General features: G+C 66.5%; 20 protein-coding genes and 1 pseudogene. 12 read left to right on the top strand and 9 right to left on the bottom strand.

The annotated features are described in order from the left end of the window. The first annotated feature begins 137 nt into the window (after nucleotides 1-137). Complete coding sequence (locus AC57B8_RS31875; RefSeq protein WP_496481805.1) at nucleotides 138-1,352, top strand: IscS subfamily cysteine desulfurase; 1,215 nt, start codon at nucleotides 138-140, stop codon at nucleotides 1,350-1,352. A gap of 130 nt (nucleotides 1,353-1,482) precedes the next feature. Here the strand turns inward: AC57B8_RS31875 and AC57B8_RS31870 are convergent, their stop codons facing one another. From AC57B8_RS31870 to AC57B8_RS31840, 7 genes and pseudogenes are all read right to left on the bottom strand, one after another. Further along, complete coding sequence (locus AC57B8_RS31870) at nucleotides 1,483-1,722, bottom strand: hypothetical protein (RefSeq protein WP_496481804.1); 240 nt, start codon at nucleotides 1,720-1,722, stop codon at nucleotides 1,483-1,485. 105 nt (nucleotides 1,723-1,827) lie between these two features. Beyond that, a pseudogene (locus tag AC57B8_RS31865) lies at nucleotides 1,828-2,205 on the bottom strand (benzoate/H(+) symporter BenE family transporter); the annotation flags it as partial. Nucleotides 2,206-2,215: 10 nt separating this feature from the next. Further along, a complete protein-coding gene (locus AC57B8_RS31860) occupies nucleotides 2,216-3,283 on the bottom strand; it encodes a sn-glycerol-3-phosphate ABC transporter ATP-binding protein UgpC (RefSeq protein ID WP_492741347.1) in 1,068 nt (355 codons plus the stop codon). Nucleotides 3,284-3,325: 42 nt separating this feature from the next. Then, a complete protein-coding gene (locus AC57B8_RS31855; protein ID WP_492741346.1) occupies nucleotides 3,326-4,234 on the bottom strand; it encodes an ABC transporter permease subunit in 909 nt (302 codons plus the stop codon). Then, on the bottom strand, nucleotides 4,221-5,129 hold the full coding sequence (locus AC57B8_RS31850) for a carbohydrate ABC transporter permease (RefSeq protein WP_496481803.1): 909 nt from the start codon (nucleotides 5,127-5,129) through the stop codon (nucleotides 4,221-4,223). Before AC57B8_RS31850 ends, AC57B8_RS31855 begins: the two co-directional genes overlap by 14 nt. A gap of 11 nt (nucleotides 5,130-5,140) precedes the next feature. Beyond that, complete coding sequence (locus AC57B8_RS31845) at nucleotides 5,141-6,502, bottom strand: ABC transporter substrate-binding protein (RefSeq protein WP_496481802.1); 1,362 nt, start codon at nucleotides 6,500-6,502, stop codon at nucleotides 5,141-5,143. A gap of 18 nt (nucleotides 6,503-6,520) precedes the next feature. Continuing rightward, nucleotides 6,521-7,480 (bottom strand): TauD/TfdA dioxygenase family protein, encoded by a 960-nt coding sequence (locus AC57B8_RS31840; RefSeq protein ID WP_496481801.1) that lies wholly within the window; start codon nucleotides 7,478-7,480, stop codon nucleotides 6,521-6,523. Between the two features lie 334 nt (nucleotides 7,481-7,814). Here AC57B8_RS31840 and AC57B8_RS31835 point away from each other — a divergent pair, with 334 nt between their 5' ends. The 5 genes from AC57B8_RS31835 to AC57B8_RS31815 all read left to right on the top strand — a co-directional run bounded on the left by AC57B8_RS31835 (nucleotide 7,815) and on the right by AC57B8_RS31815 (nucleotide 12,508). After that, a complete protein-coding gene (locus AC57B8_RS31835; RefSeq protein ID WP_492741342.1) occupies nucleotides 7,815-8,726 on the top strand; it encodes an ABC transporter permease subunit in 912 nt (303 codons plus the stop codon). Beyond that, complete coding sequence (locus AC57B8_RS31830) at nucleotides 8,723-9,463, top strand: ATP-binding cassette domain-containing protein (protein WP_492741341.1); 741 nt, start codon at nucleotides 8,723-8,725, stop codon at nucleotides 9,461-9,463. Before AC57B8_RS31835 ends, AC57B8_RS31830 begins: the two co-directional genes overlap by 4 nt. A 67-nt stretch (nucleotides 9,464-9,530) precedes the next feature. Then, nucleotides 9,531-10,667 (top strand): ABC transporter substrate-binding protein, encoded by a 1,137-nt coding sequence (locus AC57B8_RS31825; RefSeq protein WP_496481800.1) that lies wholly within the window; start codon nucleotides 9,531-9,533, stop codon nucleotides 10,665-10,667. 3 nt (nucleotides 10,668-10,670) lie between these two features. Beyond that, nucleotides 10,671-12,056, top strand: a complete 1,386-nt coding sequence (locus tag AC57B8_RS31820) for an LLM class flavin-dependent oxidoreductase (protein WP_496481799.1) — start codon at nucleotides 10,671-10,673, stop codon at nucleotides 12,054-12,056. Continuing rightward, the gene (locus AC57B8_RS31815; protein WP_496481798.1) at nucleotides 12,053-12,508 is read left to right on the top strand and encodes an OsmC family protein; all 456 of its coding nucleotides are present in this window, start codon (nucleotides 12,053-12,055) and stop codon (nucleotides 12,506-12,508) included. The genes AC57B8_RS31820 and AC57B8_RS31815 overlap by 4 nt, the downstream gene beginning before the upstream one ends. A 97-nt stretch (nucleotides 12,509-12,605) precedes the next feature. Here AC57B8_RS31815 and AC57B8_RS31810 read toward each other — a convergent pair whose 3' ends face one another. Then, nucleotides 12,606-13,751 (bottom strand): sigma-54 interaction domain-containing protein, encoded by a 1,146-nt coding sequence (locus AC57B8_RS31810; protein WP_496481797.1) that lies wholly within the window; start codon nucleotides 13,749-13,751, stop codon nucleotides 12,606-12,608. After that, nucleotides 13,748-14,875, bottom strand: a complete 1,128-nt coding sequence (locus AC57B8_RS31805; RefSeq protein WP_492741359.1) for an acyl-CoA dehydrogenase family protein — start codon at nucleotides 14,873-14,875, stop codon at nucleotides 13,748-13,750. The genes AC57B8_RS31810 and AC57B8_RS31805 overlap by 4 nt, the downstream gene beginning before the upstream one ends. Nucleotides 14,876-15,184: 309 nt before the next feature. On the opposite strand from AC57B8_RS31805, the gene ssuD reads away from it, so the two are divergent. From ssuD to AC57B8_RS31775, 6 genes are all read left to right on the top strand, one after another. Beyond that, nucleotides 15,185-16,348 (top strand): FMNH2-dependent alkanesulfonate monooxygenase, encoded by a 1,164-nt coding sequence (ssuD, locus tag AC57B8_RS31800; protein ID WP_496481796.1) that lies wholly within the window; start codon nucleotides 15,185-15,187, stop codon nucleotides 16,346-16,348. Further along, on the top strand, nucleotides 16,345-17,535 hold the full coding sequence (locus AC57B8_RS31795) for an acyl-CoA dehydrogenase family protein (RefSeq protein WP_496481795.1): 1,191 nt from the start codon (nucleotides 16,345-16,347) through the stop codon (nucleotides 17,533-17,535). Before ssuD ends, AC57B8_RS31795 begins: the two co-directional genes overlap by 4 nt. Nucleotides 17,536-17,875: 340 nt before the next feature. Beyond that, the gene (msuE, locus tag AC57B8_RS31790; protein WP_496481794.1) at nucleotides 17,876-18,469 is read left to right on the top strand and encodes an FMN reductase; all 594 of its coding nucleotides are present in this window, start codon (nucleotides 17,876-17,878) and stop codon (nucleotides 18,467-18,469) included. Nucleotides 18,470-18,504: 35 nt separating this feature from the next. Then, nucleotides 18,505-19,641: a dimethylsulfone monooxygenase SfnG gene (sfnG, locus tag AC57B8_RS31785; RefSeq protein WP_496481793.1), complete on the top strand. Its 1,137-nt coding sequence runs from the start codon at nucleotides 18,505-18,507 to the stop codon at nucleotides 19,639-19,641. An 8-nt stretch (nucleotides 19,642-19,649) separates the two neighbouring features. Next, a complete protein-coding gene (locus AC57B8_RS31780) occupies nucleotides 19,650-20,540 on the top strand; it encodes an ABC transporter ATP-binding protein (protein WP_496481792.1) in 891 nt (296 codons plus the stop codon). Beyond that, a complete protein-coding gene (locus AC57B8_RS31775; protein ID WP_496481791.1) occupies nucleotides 20,540-21,436 on the top strand; it encodes a branched-chain amino acid ABC transporter permease in 897 nt (298 codons plus the stop codon). Before AC57B8_RS31780 ends, AC57B8_RS31775 begins: the two co-directional genes overlap by 1 nt. Nucleotides 21,437-21,439 lie beyond the last annotated feature (3 nt).

Genomic DNA, 21,439 nt, shown 5'->3' with positions numbered 1-21,439 from the left:
GTTTTTCTTGCACGCCGATCCCCGCGACGCTGGCGCGGGGATTGAATGCTTTCTAAAATATAAGTAACTCAGCTAAGTTAAACAACTTTCTGGTTGCCGCCTGCGGGCGACAACCGCCTTCTGGAGACACCCACACCATGACGCCCCACCTGCCCATTTACCTGGACCACGGCGCCACCACGCCGGTCGATCCGCGCGTGGTCGCCGCCATGGTGCCCTGGCTCGGAGAAAACTACGGCAACCCGGCCTCGCGCACGCACGCGTGGGGCTGGAGCGCCGAAGAGGCCGTAGAGCGCGCCAGGGAGCAGGTGGCGGCATTGGTCGGTGCGGACCCGCGCGAGATCGTCTGGACCTCCGGCGCGACGGAGTCCGACAACCTGGCGATCAAGGGCGCCGCGCACTTCTACAAGTCGAAGGGCCGACACCTGATCACCGTGAAGACCGAACACAAGGCCGTGCTCGACACCATGCGCGAGCTCGAACGCCAAGGCTTCGAGGTGACCTACCTGGAGGTGCAGGAAGACGGCTTGCTCGACCTGGCGGCGTTCAAGGCCGCGCTGCGGCCCGACACGATCGTGGCCTCGGTCATGCTGGTCAACAACGAGATCGGCGTGGTGCAGGACGTGCAGGCCATCGGGGCGCTGTGCCGTGCGAACGGCACAGTCTTCCATGTGGACGCAGCGCAGGCCACGGGCAAGGTGCACATCGACCTGAAGACCTGGCCGGTCGACCTCATGAGCCTCACCGCGCACAAGACCTACGGCCCGAAAGGCATCGGCGCGCTCTACGTACGGCGCAAGCCGCGCATCCGCATCGAGGCGCAGATCCATGGCGGCGGCCATGAACGCGGCATGCGCTCGGGCACCTTGCCCACGCACCAGATCGTCGGCATGGGCGAGGCCTATCGCATCGCCAGGGACGAGATGGACGTCGAGATCGCCCGCATCCATCGCCTGCACGACCGGCTGGTCGCCGGGCTGACGGGCATGGAAGAGGTCTTCATCAACGGGCACGCGACCCAGCGCGTGCCTCACTATGTCAACGCGTCCTTCAACTACGTCGAAGGGGAGTCGCTGATCATGGGTGTCAAGGGCATCGCCGTGTCGTCCGGCTCCGCATGCACGTCCGCCAGCCTGGAGCCGAGCTATGTGCTGCGTGCGCTGGGGCGCAGCGACGAGCTGGCCCACTCGAGCCTGCGCATCACCATGGGGCGCTTCACCACGGAGGCGCACATCGACGCGGCCATCGACATGCTCAGGGAGCGCGTCGAGAAACTGCGCGAGCTGTCGCCGTTGTGGGAGATGTACAAGGAAGGCGTCGATCTGTCGACCATCCGCTGGACTGCTCATTGACCTTGCATTGCGTCCTGTGTCGATGAGCCATCCATTTGCACGGGGTCCGTGGGCAGTCCCGCTAGGTCAGGGGCGCAGCGATGTCAACGCGATCCAAGCCGCTGGGAAAACCAGTCTGAAACAAGCGCAGTCAGCGCTCTATCGCGTGGTTGTTGATCGTGTGTTCGCCGTCGTCCCACACGTGCAGCGTGGCGTCGGGATTCACTGCGGTGCCCAGAAAGGGTTGCTGGTCTTCCGGGCGCGGTGAGCCCGGCAACCGGGTCCATGAACTCGGATGTCGGGTATCAGCCTCAATGCCGGCGTCGATGGCTTCGAGCCCGACGACGGCTCCCGCTGCGGAGCAGACATCAGTGACGGCGGGAGTGGTCATGACAGCGCACCAGCCCCGTCTGTGCGCTAAAGCTAGTCCTCCTAGATGACTCGTTGTCGGAGCTTCGTAGAACCTTGTTGGGGCACAGGTCGCGGCATAGGCCGTTCACCGGGCGTAGGCCGTTGCTTTCAGGGTCTTGCGTCCCCCGTGAATCAGGAGATGGACAACCAGGCCCGCCACAAGGCCCCAGAACGCGCCTCCCACGCCCAGCAGGGGCACATTGGCCGAGGTTGCTAGGAAGGTGATCAACGCCGTCTCGCGCGTGCGGGCTTCGGCCATGGCGTTGGCCAGGGTGACACCGAAGATGCCGACCGTGACGTACAGAAGGCCGCATACTAGGCCCGCGATGTAGCGCTTCGACGGATCTTCACGCGCGTCCTTGTTGGTGCAGATGGCAGCGGTGATAGCCGCCACGTTGAAGGCGTGCGCGCCGAAGGGCGCCATGACGAGTGAGCCCAGGCCCGTGAGGGTGACGATCGGGTTGTCGAACGCCTCAGTTGAGCCGCTGACCACCTGCCGCATCGAAAAGGTGCGCCTTCGCTGCCACGGGCCACAGCGGCAGCCGCTCGCCGGGACGGGCGTCGATGCGGTCGCGGAAGGCGGCCATCACCGGATGGCCGCCCAGGCGCAGCGCCACCTGCGTTTCCGAACCCGTCGGCTCGACCACCACCACGTCGGCGGGCAGGCCCTGCCCGGCGTCGAGGATGAAGTTTTCCGGGCGCGTGCCGTAGAGCACGCGGTCGCCGTGCGTGCCGCTCGATGCGTTGGCCAGCGGCAGCCGCAGGCCGTCGTCCGTCAACACATGCGGTGCGCCGTCGAGCTGCAACCGGCCCGGAATGAAATTCATCGCGGGCGAGCCGATGAAACCGGCCACGAAGGCGTTGCGCGGGCGGTCGTACAGGGCGAGCGGCTCGCCGATCTGTTCGACCTTTCCTTCCTTCAGCACCACGATGCGGTCGGCCATGGTCATTGCTTCGACCTGGTCATGGGTGACGTACACCGTGGTTGTGCCCAGCCGCTGGTGCAGCGCCTTGATCTCGGTGCGCATCTGCACGCGCAGCTTGGCGTCGAGGTTCGACAGCGGCTCGTCGAACAGGAAAGCCTGCGGCTGCCGCACGATGGCCCGGCCCATGGCTACGCGCTGGCGCTGGCCGCCCGAGAGCTGGCGCGGGTGCCGCTGCAGCAGCTCGCCCAGGCCCAGCGTGTCGGCCGCCTGCTGCACGCGGCGGGCGATCTGGTCTTTCGCGATGCCCTGGATCTTCAGGCCGAAGCCCAGGTTCTGCGCCACGGTCATGTGCGGGTAGAGCGCGTAGTTCTGGAACACCATCGCCACGTCGCGGTCGCGCGGCGCGGTGTCGTTGATGCGGCGGTCGCCGAGCAGGATGTCGCCGCCTTCGGCGGTTTCCAGCCCGGCAATCACGCGCAGCAGCGTCGACTTGCCGCAGCCGCTCGGCCCCACGAGCGCCACGAACTCGCCGTCGCGGATGTCGATGTCGATGCCGCGGATCACCGGCGTGCTGCCGAACTGCTTGAAGAGCTTGCGGATGCTGATGGAGGCCATGAGTTTCTTGTCTGTCTGTGTTGCTGTTCGCGAAGGCCTGCATCAGTCCTTGACGCCGCCGGCCGTCAGCCCGCGCACGAGGTACTTGCGCACCAGCACCGTGAAGACGATCACCGGTAGCATCACCAGCGTGCCGCTCGCGGCGATCTTGGTCCACTCCCAGCCTTCGTACTGCAGGAAGTTGACGATGGCCACGGGCGCGGTGATGGCGTTGGTGCGCGTAAGGATCAGCGCGTAGAAGAAATCGTTCCACGAGAAGATGAAGCACATCACCGCGGTGGCCGCCAGGCCCGGCGCGGTGAGCGGCAAGGCCACGCGCCAGAACGCCTGCCAGACGCCGCAGCCGTCGATCCAGGCGGCCTCTTCGAGCGATGCGGGCACCGCCTCGAAGAAGGTCTGCATGAGCCAGATGACGATCGCGAGGTTGAACGTGAGGTATACGATGGCCAGCCCGATCACCGTGTCCTGCAGCCCGAGGTATTGGTAGGCGAGGAAGAACGGAATGGTGAAGGCGATGGGCGGCGCCATGCGCGTCACTAGGATCCACAGCGCGATGCGGTCGCGGCCCCTGAACTTCCAGCGTGTGAGCGCATAGGCCGCGGGCACGCCGATCACCAGCGAGAAGCCGGTCGACAGCGTGCTCACCAGCAAGCTGTTGCCGAACGACTTGAGGAAGTTGCCCTGCAAGAGGCTCGCAAAGCCGTCCAGCGTGGGCACGAAGAGCAGGGCGTCGTCGAAGATGTCGGCCGCGGGCTTGAAGGCGAGCTGCACCAGCCACAGGAAGGGCGAGAGCACGAGCAGCACCAGCAGGGCGACTGTGAGCGAGCGGCCGTGGGCGTGCCACCACGGCGCGCGGCGACGATCCGCGGTGCCGATGCCGGCGAGGCCCGCACCTTCTTCGTGTGCGCCCGCCAGGTCGGCGGCGGCTAGCGTGCGGCTAATGCTGTTCATGGTCGCTCCAGCCCAGTTTGCCGACCAGCCAGCTCAGCACGAATACGCCCACCAGCATCACCGTGGCAATGGCGCTCGCGTAGCCCCAGTACGAGAAGTTGAAGGCCTGGATGAAGCCGTAGTAGTTGGTGACCTCGCTCACGTTGCCCGGCCCGCCATTGGTCAGCACGTAGATGAGCGGAAAGGCCTTGAAGCTGTCGATGAGCCGGAAGAGGCCGCACACCACCAGCACCGGCCGGATGTAGGGGAACACGATGTAGCGGAACAGCTGCCAGCGGTTGGCACCTTCGAGTCGTGCGGCCTCCAGCGGGTCGTCCGGAATCATCTGCAGCGAGGCCAGCACCATCAGCATGGTGAACGGAAACCATTGCCAGGTGTCGGCCAGAGAAATGGCCCAGAGCGCCGTGTCGGGGTTGGCGATGAGTGAGCGTACCGGCCAGCCCAGGTGCTCCAGCGCGCGGTGCATCGGGCTCACGTCGGGCGTGTACATGATCTTCCAGATCAGCGCGACAACGATCGGCGGCAGCACCATCGGGATGAGGAACAGCGTGCGTGCGCCGTCGAGCACGCGCGACTTTCCGTTGAGCAACAGCGCGAGCCCCAGGCCCACCAGCAACTGCAACACCACGCTCGATGCCGACAGCTTGAACTGCACCGCGATGGAACCGAGGAAGCGGTTGTCGTGCAGCAGCTGCCGGTAATTGACGAGCGGGTCGTCGAAGCGGAAGGTGGCCGCCGGGTCGGTGAGGCTGAGCGGCGTGAAGCTCGCCACCAGCAACGCCCCGGCCGGCACCAGCGTGATGACGAGCAGCACCGCCAGTGACGGCGACAGGCCCAGCAGGAAGGCCCGGCGCCGCTCGGCCTGCCAGCCCGGCGCGGAAAGAGCGAAGGCCATGGCTCAGGGCCTCACAGCTTGATGCCGGCGCGCTTGAGTTCGGCAATCGAGTTCGCCTGCGCCTGCTGGAACGCCTGCTTGGCCGACAGCTGGTTGCTCGCGATCAGTTCGATGGCCTTGTTCAGTTGCTGGTCGATCTGCGGATAGACCGACACGGTGCGGTACTTCATGTGGCCCGTCTTCGAAGCCAGCTCGATGGCGTCGAGCGAGAGCTTGGCCAGGTCGCTGCCGTTGATGACCTGCTTCTGGCGGAACTCTGCCGAGTCGATGTCCGAGCGCCGCGCCGGCGAGCCGTAGCCCGCGACCACCGCCTTGCGCGTGGTCTGTTTGCTCAGCGCCCATTGAATGAAGGCCCACGCCGCTTCCTTGTTCTTCGAGCCGGCCGGAATGCCCAGACCGTGCACCGCAGTGCCCGGAAAGCGGCCAGCCGGGCCCTTGGGCACCTGGCCGAATTTCACGGTCTTCAGCGTCTTGCTGGTCGCCGCATCGCCCAGTTGGGCGAGATGCAACTGCCCCGCATCGGTGAAGTTCACGCGCCCGAGCTTCAGCGCCTGCGTGACCTGGTCGGGCTGGTAGGTGATGGCGCCGTCGGGGCCGAACTCGCGCAGCAGGTTCGCGTAGTACTCGCCGGCGGCAATCGCCTCGGGCGTGTCGAGCGTGGGGAACAGGTCGTCGGGCGCCTTGCGGAACACGTCGCCGCCGAACGCGTGTAGGTAGGGCACGAAGGTCCAGCCGTAGTGGTTGTCGGCCACGAAGCCGGCCACGCGCTCTTTCTTGTGGACCGCGCGCAGCACCTTCACGAGGTCGTCGGTGGTGTCGGGGAACGCGAAGCCCGCCTTCTCCAGCAGGTCGAAGCGCGACGATGCGGTGAGCAGCGCCTCGGCGGTCCAGGGAATTCCGTAAAGCTTGCCGTCCTTGCCGGTCTCCGGCGCGCGGGCGCCGGGCAGGAAGTCGTTCAGGTCCCAGTCGGCGCCGGTGAGGTTGGGGTTGCGGATGTAGTCGTCCAGCGGTGTGAGCCAGCCCGAGTTGATCCAGCGACTCGAGTAGATGAAGGTGACGTTGACCACGTCGTAGGCCGAACCGCGCGTGGACAGCTCCAGGTCGACGCGCTGGTTGTAGACGGGGAACGAAGGCGCATCGAAGTTCACCTTGGCGCCGGTGAGCGCCTCGAACTCGGGCAGCCACTGCTGCAGCAGCTTGGGGTAGGTGGCGCTGAAGGTCGACACGTTCAGCGTGACGCCGGCGAATTTCTTCGCGCCGCCTTGCGCCGCGGCGAGGCCTGAAAGTCCGGGCAGCAGCGATGCGGCGCCGAGCGCGGCCGAGGTCTTGAGCAGGCTGCGCCGCTGCAGGCCGATGAGAGAGGGGTGTGTCATGGGATGCGGTGACTTCATTTAGGCCGTGGCGGAAATGACTTCGTCGATGCGCGCGTCGTTCGTCGCTTCGGGCCGGCTGCGCGTGCGGCTGCGTTGGCCGTCGATGGCCACGGCGGCTTCGCCATGCACCGTCACGCGGCGCACTAGGCGTGCCTGGTTGCCGTAGTCGTTGATCGCGAAGTGCTGCGTGGCGCGGTTGTCCCAGATCGCCACGTCGTCTTGTTGCCAACTCCAGCGCACGGTGTTTTCGAGGCGTGTCACGCGGTTCTGCAGCAGCTCGAAGAGACGCGCTGACTCGGCACTCGACAGCCCCACCAGCTTCTTAACGAAATGCCCGAGCAGCAGCGCGCGCTCGCCCGACACCGGGTGCACGTGCACCACCGGATGCTCGGCCTCATACACGGCCGAGACGAACACGTTGCGGTGGTGCCGAAGGCGCTCTTCTTCCACCACCACGCGGTCGGCGCCGTAGTCGTAGTCGTTGCTGTGCACGGCCCAGAGCTGGTCGGCCAGTTGCTTCAACTGTGCAGGAAGGCGCTCGTAGGCGACGGCCGTGTTGGCCCACACGGTGTCGCCGCCATAGGCCGGAATCTTCACGCCGCGCAGGATCGAGATTTTGGGAAACGCATCGACGAAGGTCACGTCGGTGTGCCACGAATCGGCGCGCCCGCCGCCCTTGGAGGCGTCGAGCTCGAAGAGCTTCGTGCCCGTGGGCGAAGGCACCGTGGGGTGCGCCACCGTGCGGCCGAAGCGCGCGCCAAAGGCTTGGTGCGCGGCGTCGTCCAGATGGTACTGGCCGCGGAAGAAAAGAACCTTGTGCTTTACGAGGGCAGCCTCGACATGCGCGATCTCTTCCGCAGAAAGACCGGCCGAAAGCTTCAGGTTCTGCACCTCGCCGCCGATATGGCCCGCCACGCGCCGGATGCGCAGATCTCCGAAGCTCGTGTCGATGGATGAAGGGGGTGCGCTGTCGCTCATCGGGGACTCCTCTGTTCGTTCGTGACGTGGGCAGGCAATGCCGGAAGCCGTAGATTCTGTGGTCACGTGGGGCAAGAGCGAACAACGGAATCGTTGTTTCGACATGCGCGAATTTTCTTTGGCGCTACAGCATTGGGAAGAGACGACCTCTCGATGGTGAGCGTGCATGTGGCGAGGAGGCGCTTCTTTGCTCCTTGCATATTGAAATGCGCAAATGTCAGTTCACGCACCGGGCCATTGCACATAAGGTACGACTTCTGTTTCCCGCGTGCTTCATCACAAGCGGCATCCGCTCTTTCCGTCAGAGCAGCCTGCGTCGCCTTGCATCCCTTCCATGAGTGCCGTTCTCCCTCGTCTGCCTTCCGATTCCCCGGCATCCTCCAAGCCATCGAATTCCCGTTTCGAAAGCCGCGTCACCGTCATCGCGGATGTGACGGACGACAGGACGCAGCGTGTCTCGACGCGTCGCGCAACGGGCCGCTGGCGCCTCGTCGCTCCCTGGATCCTGCCGGTCGGGCTCATCGCGTTGTGGCAGTACTTTTCGGCCATCGGTCGGCTGCCCGCGGGCATTCTTCCCGCACCGTCCGACGTGCTGCGTGCCGCGTGGCTGCTCGCCGAGCGCGGGGAACTGCAGCGGGATGTGCTGGTGAGCCTGCGGCGCGTCGCGATCGGTTTCGCGACGGGTGCAGCAACCGGCCTGGTGCTGGGCTTCCTGGTGGGCTTGTCGAGCCTGGCGCACGGCTTGCTCGACCGCTCGCTGCAGATGGTGCGCACCATTCCTCATCTGGCGCTGGTGCCGCTGATGATTCTCTGGTTCGGCATCGGCGAGGAGCCGCGCGTGCTGCTGGTGGCGATGGGGTCGCTGTTCCCCGTCTACATCAACACCATGAGCGGCATTCGCAGCGTGGACCCGAAGCTGATCGAACTGGGCCGGTCGTACGGCCTCGGGCCCTTCGGTCTGATCGTCAGCGTCGTGCTGCCGGGGGCGTTGGCGCCGATCCTCACTGGCATCCGCTACGCGCTGGGCGTGGCCTGGCTTACGTTGGTGGTCGGTGAAACCATCGCCTCGCGTGACGGCATCGGCTACATGGTTCAGAACGCCCGCGAGCTGCTGCGCACCGACGTCATCCTGCTGGCGATCGTGCTGTACGCCATCGCTGGCTGGCTGGCCGACTCGATCACGCGGGGGATCGAGCGGCGCCTGCTGCGCTGGCATCCGAACTACGCCAAAGGAGCGGCGCGATGACACACCCTTCGTCCAGCGGCGAACGACTGAGCTTGCGCGGTGTTGGCAAGGCCTTCGGCGAGCGCACCGTGTTGCACGCGGTCGACCTGGAGATTCCCGCCGGCCAGTTCATCGCGCTCATCGGTGCCAGCGGTGTTGGCAAGTCGACCTTGCTGCGTATCGTCGCGGGGCTCGAACCGCCGACGTCGGGCCGTGTCGAACTGCATTCACGCCATGCGTCGCCGGACATCCGGATGATGTTCCAGGAAGACCGGCTGATGCCCTGGCGCACCGTGCTGCGCAATGTGACCTTGGGCCTGCGCGGTCGCGACGACGAGGCCCGCGCGCTGCTCGCGGCGGTCGGACTGGCCGGGCGCGACAACGACTATCCGGTCGTGCTGTCGGGCGGGCAACGGCAGCGCGTGGGGCTGGCACGCGCCCTGATCCACGAACCCGAACTGCTGCTGCTCGACGAACCTTTCGGGGCGCTCGATGCGATCACGCGAGCGTCGATGCAGTTGCTGCTCGAAGGCCTGCTCGCGCGCAGGCCGCGCACGGTGCTATTGGTCACGCACGACGTCGAAGAGGCGCTGGTCTTGGCCGACCGCGTGCTTCTGATGCGCGAGGGACGCATCGCCCGCGACCTGTTCATCGATCGCGAGCGACCGCGCCATCGCGGTGACCCTGAACTGGCCGCACTCAAGGAAGAGCTGCTCGAAGGGCTCGTTTCTGCGCAGGCTGCACAGGCCGCCGGCTGAAGGCCGGCGGGCACGCCAGTTCCCTCCGACTCTTCGTTCCTCTTTATCCCTGTCAGGACTCTCGACCATGTCGATCGATCAGCTTTCTCATTCCATCCCCACCGCGTTGAACGGACGGCGGCGCTTCCTCGGCCTGAGCGGGCTGGCGCTGGCCGGCGGCGCCGGCGCGCTGTCACTCGTCGGCTGCGGCAAGAGCGATGCGCCCCCGCCAGCACCGGCCGCTGCAACCGGCGCCGCGACCCAGGCGGCTGCGCCGCCGCAGGTCACGATCGCCATCATCGGCGACGGCCGCACGGGCGTGTTCGCGTCGCTGCGTTCGGAGGGCGGCGGCAGCAAGCTCGAGAATGACATTGCGGCCAAGGTGGTCTGGCAGCCCGGCTTCACTGCATCGCTGCCGGTCATGGAGGGCATCAAGGCCGGCGGCATCGACTTCAGCTTCGCGACCGCCACGGCGATCGTCAACGCGGTCGCGGCGGGCGTGCCGATCGTGCCGCTGGCGGCCTATCCGCTGCCGGCAACCGAGGTCGACGTGCTGGTGGCGAAGGATTCGCCGATCCGGTCCGCGGCCGATCTCAAGGGCAAGAAGATCGCCCACCAGAACGGCACCACCGGCACCTACAGCCTGATCAAGTACCTGGAGAGCGCCGGACTGCGGCTGAGCGATGTGCAGGCGGTCAGCCTGAGCGGTGCCGACGCCTACACGGCCTTTGCCCAAGGCAGTGTGGACGCGTGGATCCACTGGCAGCCCGCCAGCGCCTTGGCCCTGACCAAGCTCGGCGACAAGGCGCGCACGCTGCCGGACGTGAAGACCTATGACTATGCCTTTTACGTTGCACGTGCCGACTTTGCCGAAAAGCACCCGCAGGTGGCGGCCAGACTCGTGCGGCTGATCCGCGAGGCGCAGCAACATGCAGTCGCGCATCCCGACGAGACGGTCGCGGCATGGGCCACGCTCGGTGGCTTCGAAGCCGGCAGCGTCGAGCAGAAGGTGTACCGGCAGCTGATCGTCGACGCCCGGTTGTCCGACTCGGGGGCGGTTGCGCTCAAGCCCATCGACAGCGCCACCGCCGACTCGACGCAGGATCTGGCCGACAACTTCCAGTCGCTGGGCGTCCTGCCGAACAAGGTCGACGTGCGCAGCTTCCTGCTCGATGCGCGGTTCGACGCCATCAAGAAACTCGTTGCCGCCGAACTCGGCGCCTGAACCATGACCCACACCCAAGACAAGAAGATCCACCTCGCCGCCTTTGTCACCGCGGGCCCGGGCCGCCCCGGCGGCTGGCGCTATCCGGCATCGGAGAGTGGCTGGCTCGATGCCGACTACTACCAGGGCATCGCGCGCACGCTCGAGAAGGGCCTGTTCGACCTGGCCTTCTTCGCCGACATCCTCGCGGTGCCCGACCGCTACCAGGGCAGCAACGACACGCAGCTGCGCTACGGCGCGCTCGGCTCGCTGCGGCTCGATCCGGTAGTGGTGCTGTCGATCATGGCGGCTGCGACCCGGAACCTAGGACTGGCGTCGACGCGCTCGACAAGTCACTACGAGCCCTTCGAGGTGGCGCGCTCCTTCGCGACGCTGGACCATCTGAGCGCGGGCCGCGCCGCGTGGAACGTCGTCACGTCGTTCCAGGACGCAGAAGCCCGCAATTTCTCGAAGAAGGAACAGGTGCCGCGCAACAAGCGATACGACCGGGCCGACGAGTTTCTCGAGGTGGTCTTCAAACTCTGGGACAGCTGGCAGGACGACGCCCTGGTGCAGGACCGCCAGACGCCGCTCTTTGCCGATCCGTCGAAGGTTCACTACGTCGACCACGAGGGTGAGTGGTTCAGCGTCAAGGGACCGCTGAACGTCTCCCGCCCCCCGCAGGGCTACCCGGTGATCCTGCAGGCCGGCGCGTCAGACCGCGGCCGGGACTTCGCGGCGCAATGGGCCGACGCCATCTTCGTGAGCCACGATTCGCTGGACAGCGCCAAGGCCTTCTACAAAGAGATCAAGGACCGCGTGCGCTCCCATGGCCGCGACCCCGACTCGCTCAAGGTGCTGCCCGCTGCGACGCCGCTGGTCGGCGAGACACAAGCCATCGCCGACGAGAAAGACCGCGCGCTGCGTGCGCTGGTCGATCCTCATGCCGGCTTGTCCACGCTGTCCTATCACCTGGACGTGGACCTCTCGAAATACCCGCTCGACTCGGCGTTGCCCGACATCGATGTGCCGGGTGTGCAGGGCCATTACCAAGAGGTGCGCGAAGCCACCGAACGCGACAAGCTGACCCTGCGTGATCTGGGCAAGCGCTATGGCAGCCGCTACGAAGGCGACCTGATCGGTACGCCTGACAAGGTGGCGGACGGCATGGAGCGCTGGTTCCGCGAAGGTGCCTGCGACGGCTTCATGATCAGCGCGCCCTACCAGCCGGGCGGGTTCGAAGACTTCGTGCGGCTGGTGGTGCCTGAATTGCAGCGGCGTGGGCTCTACCGCACGGCGTACGAAGGCGCGACCCTGCGCGAGAACCTGGGCCTGGAGCGGCCGGCTGCCGGCGCATGGAAGGAGCGTGCTGCATCGGGCGCCGCTGCGTCCGCAAGGAGGACTGCATGAGACCGAGCGCCGATCAACCGCTCGAAGCCCCGGTGGCGCCTGGCGAGATCGTGACCGTGAGCGCACGAGGCGTCGACGTCTTCGGCCGCTTCCTCGTGAGCGCACGTCACCATCATTTCGTTTCCGACACCAAGGTGGCGGCCGGCGGGCCGGGGGATGCGGTGCAGGCGGGCGAACTGCTACTGGCGTCGCTCGCTTCGTGCGGGCTGGGGTTGGTGCAGAAGACAGCGCGCGAGCGCGACGTGTCGCTCGCCGGCGCGGAGGCGACTGTTTCCTTTGAGCGTGACCCGAACGATGGCACCCGCTACACAGCCATCCGGCTGGGGTTCGTACTGGACGGTGTCGACCTGGACACCGCACGCTCGCTGGTAGATGCGTTTACCAGCGCCTGTCCGATCTATAACACCTTAGGAAGGGGTGGCCCGATCGAGACCACCGTCGCGATTCGCTGAAAAATTTGAACGTAGAGGGGCTTCATCGAAATGCCAAGAATGAAGACCGAGGAAGCCTTCGGTGGAATTGCCAGAGTGCTTTTGGCTGCTTCTCCCCTTACTTTAGGGCCGAGATCTCCCGGCTCTTGATGAGGCGCGAACGCAGCACGTTGCGGCTGATGCCCAACAGCTTGGCCGCCTGCACCTGGTTCCGGTGGCAGAATTCGAAGGCGGTGCGCATCACGGCCTCCTCGATTTGCTCGAACAACTGTTCATTCGGTTCGTTGAAGAGGTCGCGCAGCACGGTTTCCAGCGCCTGTTGCGGCGTGGCGCTGCCTCGGGGCTCGGGGGCCGGCGAACGGCGCTGGATGTTCAGCGACGACAGGTGCAGGTGCTCGGCGCCCAGCACGCTGTGCTGGCAGATCAGCAACGCGTGGTGGATGACGTTCTCCAATTCGCGGATGTTGCCGGGCCAGGCATGCTCGGAGAGCTTGTGTTCGGCGTTCGCATCGAGGCGCACGGCGCCATAGCCCAGCCGCTGGCGGTACTCCTCAATGAAATGCCGTGCCAGCGGAAGAATGTCGCCAGGCCGCTCGCGCAGCGTGGGCAGCGCCAGATGCACCACGTGCAGCCGGTAGAACAGGTCTTCGCGGAAATGGCCGGCGGCCACTGCGTCCTGCAGCCGCACGTTGGTCGCGGCCACCACGCGCACGTCGATCGGCACGCTCTTGCGCGAGCCCAGGCGCACCACTTCTCTCTCCTGCAGCACGCGCAGCAGCTTCACCTGGATCGACAGTGGCAGGTCGCCGATCTCATCGAGGAACAGCGTGCCGCCGTTGGCCGCCTCGAACCAGCCCGTCTTGGCGGAGAACGCGCCGGTGAAGGCGCCTTTCTCGTGGCCGAAGAGCTCGCTCTCGACCAGGCTCTCGGAGAAGGCGCCGCAGTTCACGGCCACGAAAGGCTTGCCGCTGCGGCGGCTGAGGTCGTGCACATGCCGCGCGATCAGCTCCTTGCCGGTGCCGGTCTCTCCGATGATGAGTACGTTGGCGTCGCTGGGCGCCACCATGCGGATGCGTTCGAGCAGTGCGGCCGAGCGCGGGTCCTGGAACACCTGGGCGGTGGCGCGGATCGAGGTGGTGAGCTTGCGCGGGTTGGGCAGCGTGAGCAGTGTGGACGGCGCGGGGGCATCCCAGTCCTCGTCCGTTGCGGTGGTGGACGCATCGGCCGGCGGCGGCACAGCGAGAGGGCGGGTGTAGGCGGTCATGAGTAGAAGGTCGGTACGGGGTATTGCTGCTTGAGGGCCCATTCGCCGAGCTCGCGCAGCTTGTAGGCCACCGGGTCGTGCAGGGTCTGGGTGCGCAGGTTGCGCCAGTGGCGGTCCAGCCGCAGGCCGCCGTGCGTGGCGCGCGCGCCGGCCACGTCGAACATGCGCGTACAGATGTCCAGCCCCGTGTTCGTGGCCGCGACCTTGGCGGTGGCCACGGCCACGGCCACGTCGCCGCGCTCGTGCTCGGTGAGCGCCGGGCCGCGCCGCCATGCCGCGTCGAGCCGGTCGGCCGCGCGGTCGGCCAGCACCCGCACGCTCTCCAGGCCCACCCAGAAGTCGCCGTAGTGTCCCAGTACGTAAGGGTCATCGTGCATCTGCGCCACATGGGCCGCATGCCAGGGGCGCGACTCGTGCTGCGTGTAGTGCCGTGCATCGTCGAACGCCGCCTCGGCAATGCCTAGGTAGATATTGGCCAGCACAAGCTGCGACACCAGCGGGCGCAGGCACGCGAACGGGGTCGAGAGCGGCCCCGGGTCGGCCAGCACCTCGTGCTGCTCTACGCGCACCTTCTCGAAGGTCACGCTGCCGCTGTCGGTCTGGCGCTGGCCGATGTTGTTCCAGTCGGGCGCGACGAAGATGCCCGAGCGGGCGGTGGGCACCGCCGCGACGATGAAGGCGCCGCTGCCCGCTTCGCGCGCCGAGGCGATGAGCATCTCGGAGTCGAGCGCGCCCGAGCAGAAGCTCTTCTGGCCGGTGAACTCGCGCCAGCCTTCGTGTGCGCTGGCAACCGTGCGGTCGTCCAGCGGGTTGAGCGCATTGCCCCAGAACCAGCGGCGGCGCGCGGTCTGCTCGAACCACGGTTGCCATTGCGCGGGCCGCGCGAACAGCCGCACGGTGGCCAGCATCAGGTGATGAAAGCCGAACACGTGCGCGATCGAGCTGTCGGCCTGCGCGAGCAGGCGCACGACGTCGAGTGTCTCGCGCCAGTCGGCGCCGCCGCCGCCGAACTCGTGCGGAATGCTCAGCGCCAGCAGGCCACTGTCGCGCAGCGCATCGCGCTCGGCTTTCGGCGTGCCGCCGCGCTCGTCGCGTTCGACCGCGGTCGCGGCGAAGCCTTTCATGAGTTCGCGTGCGATGTCGCGGTGCGATTCGGAAACCGGAATGGAAAGAACGGAACTCACGCAGCCTCTCGGTGATGTGCAGGCAGCACAGTTGCTGCGCCAGCAGCATGTTCGTGGCGAAGGCGTGCCCGACCAACGATGCGATCCGTCTATCGATCCTCGTTTTGCTTCCATGGCAGCAATGCGCTGGGACCGATGTGCTGCATGCAGCAGATGTGGTGCTTGGCTGCTGATGGAGCAGCAGAAATCGCACGTTCCGGTACGTTCCCGCAGGCAGGGCGACTGGCACGCTAACTGCTGAACCGCTGCATGCAACTTTTCTGGTTCCTCCCCACGCACGGCGACAGCCGCTACCTCGGCACCTCGCGCGGCGCGCGCACCGTGAGCCATCACTACCTGCGACAAGTGGCGCAGGCCGCCGACGAGCTGGGCTACGAAGGCGTGCTGATTCCCACGGGACGTTCCTGCGAAGACTCGTGGGTGGTCGCCTCGTCGCTCGCGGCGCAGACCGAGCGCCTCAAGTTCCTGGTGGCGATCCGTCCCGGCATCATTTCACCGACGGTCTCGGCGCGGCAGGCCGCGACGCTCGATCGTTTTTCCGATGGCCGGCTGCTCATCAACGTGGTGACTGGCGGCGACCCAGACGAGCAGCACGGCGATGGCAGCTTCCTCACGCATGCCGAGCGCTATGAAGTGACCGACGAGTTCCTGCGCATCTGGCGGAGCGTGGCGGCGGGCGAAACGGTCAACTTCACGGGCAAGCACCTGCGCGTGGAAAACGCGAAGACGCTTTATCCACCGGTACAGAAGCCGTATCCCCCGCTGTGGTTCGGCGGCTCGTCGGATGCGGCCATTGCGCTCGCGGGCGAGCAGGTCGACGTGTACCTCACCTGGGGCGAGCCGCCGGCGGACGTAGCCGACAAGATCGCAAAGGCCCGTGCCGCGGCAGCCAGCCATGGCCGCACGCTGCGCTTCGGTATCCGGCTGCATGTGATCGTGCGCGAGACCAGCGAAGCCGCCTGGCGCGCCGCCGACGAGCTTATTTCCTATGTGACCGACGACACCATCTCGGCCGCGCAGAAGGCTTTCTCGCGCTTCGACTCGGTGGGCCAGCAGCGGATGGCGGCGCTGCACGGTGGGCGGCGCGACAAGCTCGAGGTGTCGCCCAACCTGTGGGCCGGCGTGGGGCTGGTGCGCGGCGGTGCGGGCACGGCGCTCGTGGGAAGCCCCGAGGAGGTGGCGGCGCGCATCAAGGAGTACGCGGCGCTCGGCGTGGAGACCTTCATCTTCTCGGGCTACCCGCATCTCGAAGAAGCGTACCGCGTGGCCGAGCTGCTGTTCCCGCTGTTGCCGCTCGACCATGTGCGCCCGGAGGGGCAGGCCAACATCACCGGGCCCTTCGGCGAAGTCATCGCCAACGACATCGTGCCGCCGTCGTCGAATGAAGCCGTGCGCGAGAAAGCCGCCGCATGAAGCATTTCTCTGCAGAGGCCGGAGACGAGGTCGTGCCATGGCATGCGACCGTGCAGCGCATCACGCAAGCATTGGCGCAGACCGCCGTCGAGCGCGACCAGCGCGGTGGCACGCCCAAGGCCGAGCGCGACCTGCTGCGGGCCAGCGGCCTGCTCATGCTCAGTGTGCCGACCGAGCTTGGCGGCCTCGGCGCAAGCTGGCAGCAGACGCTCGACGTGGTGCGCGGCTTTGCGCGCGTCGACAGTTCGGTGGCGCACCTGTTCGCCTTTCATCACCTGCTGCTCGCGACCACGCAGCTCTTCGCGCAACGCGCGCAGTGGCAGCCGTGGATCGAGCAGACCCACGCGCACCGATGGTTCTGGGGCAATGCGCTGAACCCGGTCGACAAGTCCACGCGCGCCCAGGCGATCGATGGTGGTTATGTGTTCTCGGGCCGCAAGAGCTTTTGCTCCGGCGCGAGCGACTCCGACATGCTGCTCGCTTCGGCGTTCGATGCAAACGACCGCCTGCTGATCGGCGTCGTGCCCACGCAGCGCGCAGGCATCGCGGTGCAGGGCGACTGGGACAACATGGGCCAGCGCCAGACCGACAGCGGCAGCGTGTTGTTCGACAACGTTCGCGTCGACGCGAACGAGCTGCTGCTCGACCCCGGCCCGCTCTCGACGCCGTTCGCCTGCCTGCGCCCGCTGCTGGCGCAGCTGATCCTGGCGAATATCTACCTCGGGCTGGGCGAAGGCGCGCTCGAAGAGGCGAAGTCTTTCACGCTGCACCAAGGCCGTCCCTGGCTGTTCTCGACAGCCTCGTCCGCGAACGAAGATCCATACGTGCTCACGCACTACGGCGACTTCTGGCTCGCGCTGCAGGGCGCTCGCCTGCTGCTCGACCAGGCGGCCGCAGCCTTCGACCAGGCGTGGCTGCGTGGCACTTCGCTCGACGAGCGCGAGCGCGGCCAGGTGGCTGTGGCGGTCGCTGCTGCCAAGGTCGCGAGCACGCGCGCGAGCCTTGAGGTGGCGCACCGCATGTTCGAAGTGACGGGTGCGCGCGCTACCACCGCGGCGCTGCGCCTCGACCGCTACTGGCGCAACCTGCGCGTACACACGCTGCACGATCCGGTGGACTACAAGCTGCGCGAGCTCGGTGACTGGGCGCTCAATGCGCGCGTGCCGCAACCCAGTTTCTATTCCTGAACTTCGGCTTTCGATGCAACGGGCCTGCGACCTCGCGTCGCAGGCCCGTCGTGCTTTCAGGCGCCCCGGGGCGGCTGCTGCGTGAGAAGCAGGTTTTCCCTTGGGTTGCTGCCTGGCATTCATTTGGTGTGCGCATACCGATGCGCGCCAAACAACTATGGAGTGCGTGCTGCTGCCCCATCAGCAATCCACCCGCAGCCTGCTGCCGATCCAGCATGCGAACAAGCCGCCATCTCGTTCTAACTTGTTGATTCATAAGGAAAAAGAAAGTGGCACGCCATTCGCTTATATCCATTGCGCTGCGAATTGATTGCAGCTTCCAAACAGAGGTCATATCAACATGAGTCGAAAACTGAAAGTCGTTGCCGTCTCCGGCAGCCTGCAACGTCCCTCGCGCACGCTGGTGCTGGTCGATGAGCTGTTGGCTGCGCTCGGCGATGAAGTCGCCATCGATGCGCGCGTGATCTCGCTCGGCGAGATCGGCCCGCAGTTCGCCGGTGTGCTCTATCGCAACCAGTTGCCCGCTGTGGTCGAAGAAAGCATTGCGGCCATTGAATCGGCTGACCTGCTGCTGGTAGCGAGCCCGGTGTACCGCGGCTCGTACACGGGGCTGTTCAAGCACCTGTTCGATTTCGTTCACCACGAGGCGCTGACCGAAAAGCCCGTGCTGCTTGCGGCCACCGGCGGCAGCGACCGGCACGCGCTGGTCATCGACCACCAGCTGCGCCCGCTCTTCAGCTTCTTCCAGGCGCGCACGCTGCCCATCGGCGTCTACGCGGTCGAGAAGGATTTCGAGGGCTACGAGATCGCCAACCCGGCGCTGCGCGAGCGCATCGCACTGGCCGTCGCGCGTGCCGTGCCGCAACTGCGTGACGCCACTCCGGTCCCCACGCCTGCACCCGCCCGTCGCAGGGCCGTGGCGCTGCCCGCCTGAAGCCCCTTCGACCTTTACAGAGAAAGAGCCTTGCCATGAGCCAAACGCCTTCCACCCCCGCCCCCGTCAAGTTCGCCTATTGGGTGCCCAACGTCAGCGGCGGCCTCGTGGTCAGCACCATCGAGCAGCGCACCGACTGGAGCCTTGAATACAACCAGCGCCTGGCGCTCGCGGCCGAGACGGCCGGCTTCGAATATGCGCTGAGCCAGATCCGCTTCACCGCGGGCTACGGCGCGGAGTACCAGCACGAGTCGGTGTCGTTCAGCCAGGCGCTGCTGCATGCGACCACCAAGCTCAAGGTGCTGGCCGCGATCCTGCCCGGCCCGTGGAACCCGGCCGTGGTGGCCAAGCAGATCGCCACCATCGACCACATCTCTAACGGCCGTATCGCCATCAACGTGGTGAGCGGCTGGTTCAAGGGCGAATTCCAGGCCATCGGCGAGCCATGGCTGGAGCACGACGAGCGCTACCGCCGTTCCAACGAATTCATCCGCGCGCTCAAGGGTATCTGGACGCAGGACAACTTCACCTTCAAGGGCGACTTCTATCGCTTCAGCGACTACACGTTGAGCCCGAAGCCGGTGCAAAAGCCGCACCCCGAAATCTTCCAGGGCGGCAGCTCGCGTGCTGCGCGCGACAACGCGGCCAGCGTGTCGGACTGGTACTTCACCAATGGCAACACGCCCGAAGGCCTGAAGGCGCAGATCGACGACATCCAGGCCAAGGCCGCACAGAACGGCCACACGGTGCGCATCGGCGTCAACGCTTTCGTCATTGCTCGCGACACCGAGGAAGAAGCCAAGGCGGTGCTCGCCGACATCATCAAGCACGCCCACGTCGAGGCGGTGCAGGCCTTCGGCGATGCGGCTAAGCAGGCCGGCAAATCGTCGCCCGAGGGCGAAGGCAACTGGGCCAAGTCGACCTTCGAGGATCTCGTTCAATACAACGACGGCTTTCGCACCAACCTCATCGGCACGCCGCAGCAGATTGCCGAACGCATCGTGGCGCTCAAGGCCATCGGTGTCGACCTGATCCTCACGGGCTTCCTGCACTTCATCGAAGAGGTGGAGTACTTCGGCCAGAAGGTGCTGCCGCTGGTGCGCAAGCTCGAAGCCGAGCAGGGCGCCGATGTTGGCAACCACAGCAAGCCGGCGCTGGAAGCCGTGGCGTGAGCCTGGCGATGCGTGACCTTCTCTTCGAGGCGGGCCCGGTCTCGCTCGGTGCTGACCCGGTGGCCTTCGTGCCGGCAGGACGCGCAGCAGCGGCCGGTGAAGACTCGGGCACCTCGGCCGTGCTGCAGCTCGAAGGCATCGACCTGTCTTTTGGCGGCGTCACCGCGCTGTTGGGCGTGGACCTGTCGATCGCCAAGGGAGAGATTCGCGCCGTCATCGGCCCGAACGGCGCCGGCAAGAGCTCGCTCGTCAACGTCATCAGCGGGCTGTACCGGCCCGACCGGGGGCGCGTGTGGATCGGCGGGCGCAGCTTCGGCCACGTGCCGACGGCGCGGCTGGCGCGGCTGGGCGTCGCACGCACCTTCCAGAACCTCGCGCTCTTCAAGGGGCTGAGCGTGCGCGACAACATCGTGCTGGGCCGCGTCGATGCGGCGCGCTCCAGCTTCATCGAACAACTCGTCGGCCTGGGCCGCGCACGGCGTGAACGTGACGATGCGCGCGCACGCGCCGACGCGATCGTCGGCTTTCTCGGGCTTGGCAGCGTGAGCGATCGGCTGGCCGGCACGCTGGCCTATGGGCTGCAAAAGCGCATCGAGCTGGCGCGTGCGCTGGTCGCTGCGCCGCAATTGCTGCTGCTCGACGAGCCGATGGCCGGCATGACCGTCACCGAAAAAAGCGAGATGGCCCATTTCGTGCGCGCCGCGCGCGACGAGTTCGGCACCACCATCCTCCTCATCGAACACGACATCGGCGTCGTGCTGGGTCTGTCGGACCGCGTGGCCGTGCTCGACTATGGTCGCAAGATCGCCGACGGCACGCCGGCCGAGGTGCGTCGCGACCCTGCGGTGATCGACGCCTACCTGGGCGTGGCCCACGACAACGAAGCGGAGCAGGGCTGATGGACGCCTCAGACCTCAGCTTCTTCGCCGAAGTGCTCATCGGCGGCCTGCTCTCGGGCGTGATGTATTCGCTTGTGGCCATCGGCTTCGTGCTGATCTACAAGACATCGGGCGTTCTCAATTTCGCGCAGGGCGCGCAGCTACTGTTCGCAGCGCTCACCTTCGTGAGCCTGGTGGAGCGCGGCGTGCCTTTTGCACTGGCGCTCGTGCTGACCCTCGCGCTCATGGTACTGCTGGGCCTGGCCATCGAGCGCACGGTGCTGCGCCCCCTGGTGAACCAGCCGCCGATCACGCTGTTCATGGCGACCCTGGGCCTGTCGTACGTGATCGAGGGCGTGGCCCAACTCGTGTGGGGCACGCAGGTGCATGCGCTGGAACTGGGCATCGCTGACGAGCCGCTGCAGTTCCTCGGCATCATGGTCTCGACCTTCGACCTGTTCGCAGCCGCAACAGCCGGCGTGATGGTCGCGCTGCTCTCGGCGTTCTTCCGCTACACCCGCGTGGGCCTCGCGTTCCGTGCGGTCGCGGACGACACCTATGCAGCGATTGCGGTGGGCCTTCGGCTGCCGCGCATCTGGGCCACGGTGTGGGCCGCGGCCGGTGTCATCGCGCTGGTGGCCGGGTTGCTATGGGGTGCGCGGCTGGGCGTGCAGTTCTCGCTCTCGCTGGTGGTACTGAAGGCGCTGCCGGTGCTGGTGCTCGGTGGCTTTGACTCGATCCTCGGCGCAGTCGTCGGCGGGCTGGTGATCGGCGCGCTCGAGAAGCTGGCCGAGGTGTACATCGGGCCTTTCGTGGGTGGCGGCATCGAGAGCTGGTTCGCGTATGTGGCAGCACTGGCTTTCCTGCTGATCCGGCCGAGCGGACTTTTCGGACAGAAGCTGGTGGAGCGCGCCTGAGCC

The organism is Variovorax sp. BGA-UO-ETr-C22, assembly GCF_059567965.1.
The sequence above is the reverse complement of the archived record's forward strand: the minus strand, read 5'-3'. Positions and strand labels throughout refer to the sequence as shown.

What these genes read in the sequence shown, in the direction of transcription:
- AC57B8_RS31845 (WP_496481802.1), bottom strand. Translation starts at nt 6,502, where the DNA reads ATGACACACCCCTCTCTCATCGGCCTGCAGCGGCGCAGCCTGCTCAAG.
- AC57B8_RS31860 (WP_492741347.1), bottom strand. Translation starts at nt 3,283, where the DNA reads ATGGCCTCCATCAGCATCCGCAAGCTCTTCAAGCAGTTCGGCAGCACG.
- AC57B8_RS31815 (WP_496481798.1), top strand. Translation starts at nt 12,053, where the DNA reads ATGAGACCGAGCGCCGATCAACCGCTCGAAGCCCCGGTGGCGCCTGGC.
- AC57B8_RS31805 (WP_492741359.1), bottom strand. Translation starts at nt 14,875, where the DNA reads ATGAAAGGCTTCGCCGCGACCGCGGTCGAACGCGACGAGCGCGGCGGC.
- msuE (WP_496481794.1), top strand. Translation starts at nt 17,876, where the DNA reads ATGAGTCGAAAACTGAAAGTCGTTGCCGTCTCCGGCAGCCTGCAACGT.
- AC57B8_RS31780 (WP_496481792.1), top strand. Translation starts at nt 19,650, where the DNA reads ATGCGTGACCTTCTCTTCGAGGCGGGCCCGGTCTCGCTCGGTGCTGAC.
- AC57B8_RS31870 (WP_496481804.1), bottom strand. Translation starts at nt 1,722, where the DNA reads ATGACCACTCCCGCCGTCACTGATGTCTGCTCCGCAGCGGGAGCCGTC.
- AC57B8_RS31775 (WP_496481791.1), top strand. Translation starts at nt 20,540, where the DNA reads ATGGACGCCTCAGACCTCAGCTTCTTCGCCGAAGTGCTCATCGGCGGC.
- AC57B8_RS31820 (WP_496481799.1), top strand. Translation starts at nt 10,671, where the DNA reads ATGACCCACACCCAAGACAAGAAGATCCACCTCGCCGCCTTTGTCACC.
- AC57B8_RS31825 (WP_496481800.1), top strand. Translation starts at nt 9,531, where the DNA reads ATGTCGATCGATCAGCTTTCTCATTCCATCCCCACCGCGTTGAACGGA.
- AC57B8_RS31835 (WP_492741342.1), top strand. Translation starts at nt 7,815, where the DNA reads ATGAGTGCCGTTCTCCCTCGTCTGCCTTCCGATTCCCCGGCATCCTCC.
- AC57B8_RS31850 (WP_496481803.1), bottom strand. Translation starts at nt 5,129, where the DNA reads ATGGCCTTCGCTCTTTCCGCGCCGGGCTGGCAGGCCGAGCGGCGCCGG.
- AC57B8_RS31855 (WP_492741346.1), bottom strand. Translation starts at nt 4,234, where the DNA reads ATGAACAGCATTAGCCGCACGCTAGCCGCCGCCGACCTGGCGGGCGCA.
- AC57B8_RS31810 (WP_496481797.1), bottom strand. Translation starts at nt 13,751, where the DNA reads ATGACCGCCTACACCCGCCCTCTCGCTGTGCCGCCGCCGGCCGATGCG.
- AC57B8_RS31875 (WP_496481805.1), top strand. Translation starts at nt 138, where the DNA reads ATGACGCCCCACCTGCCCATTTACCTGGACCACGGCGCCACCACGCCG.
- AC57B8_RS31830 (WP_492741341.1), top strand. Translation starts at nt 8,723, where the DNA reads ATGACACACCCTTCGTCCAGCGGCGAACGACTGAGCTTGCGCGGTGTT.
- AC57B8_RS31795 (WP_496481795.1), top strand. Translation starts at nt 16,345, where the DNA reads ATGAAGCATTTCTCTGCAGAGGCCGGAGACGAGGTCGTGCCATGGCAT.
- AC57B8_RS31840 (WP_496481801.1), bottom strand. Translation starts at nt 7,480, where the DNA reads ATGAGCGACAGCGCACCCCCTTCATCCATCGACACGAGCTTCGGAGAT.
- sfnG (WP_496481793.1), top strand. Translation starts at nt 18,505, where the DNA reads ATGAGCCAAACGCCTTCCACCCCCGCCCCCGTCAAGTTCGCCTATTGG.
- ssuD (WP_496481796.1), top strand. Translation starts at nt 15,185, where the DNA reads ATGCAACTTTTCTGGTTCCTCCCCACGCACGGCGACAGCCGCTACCTC.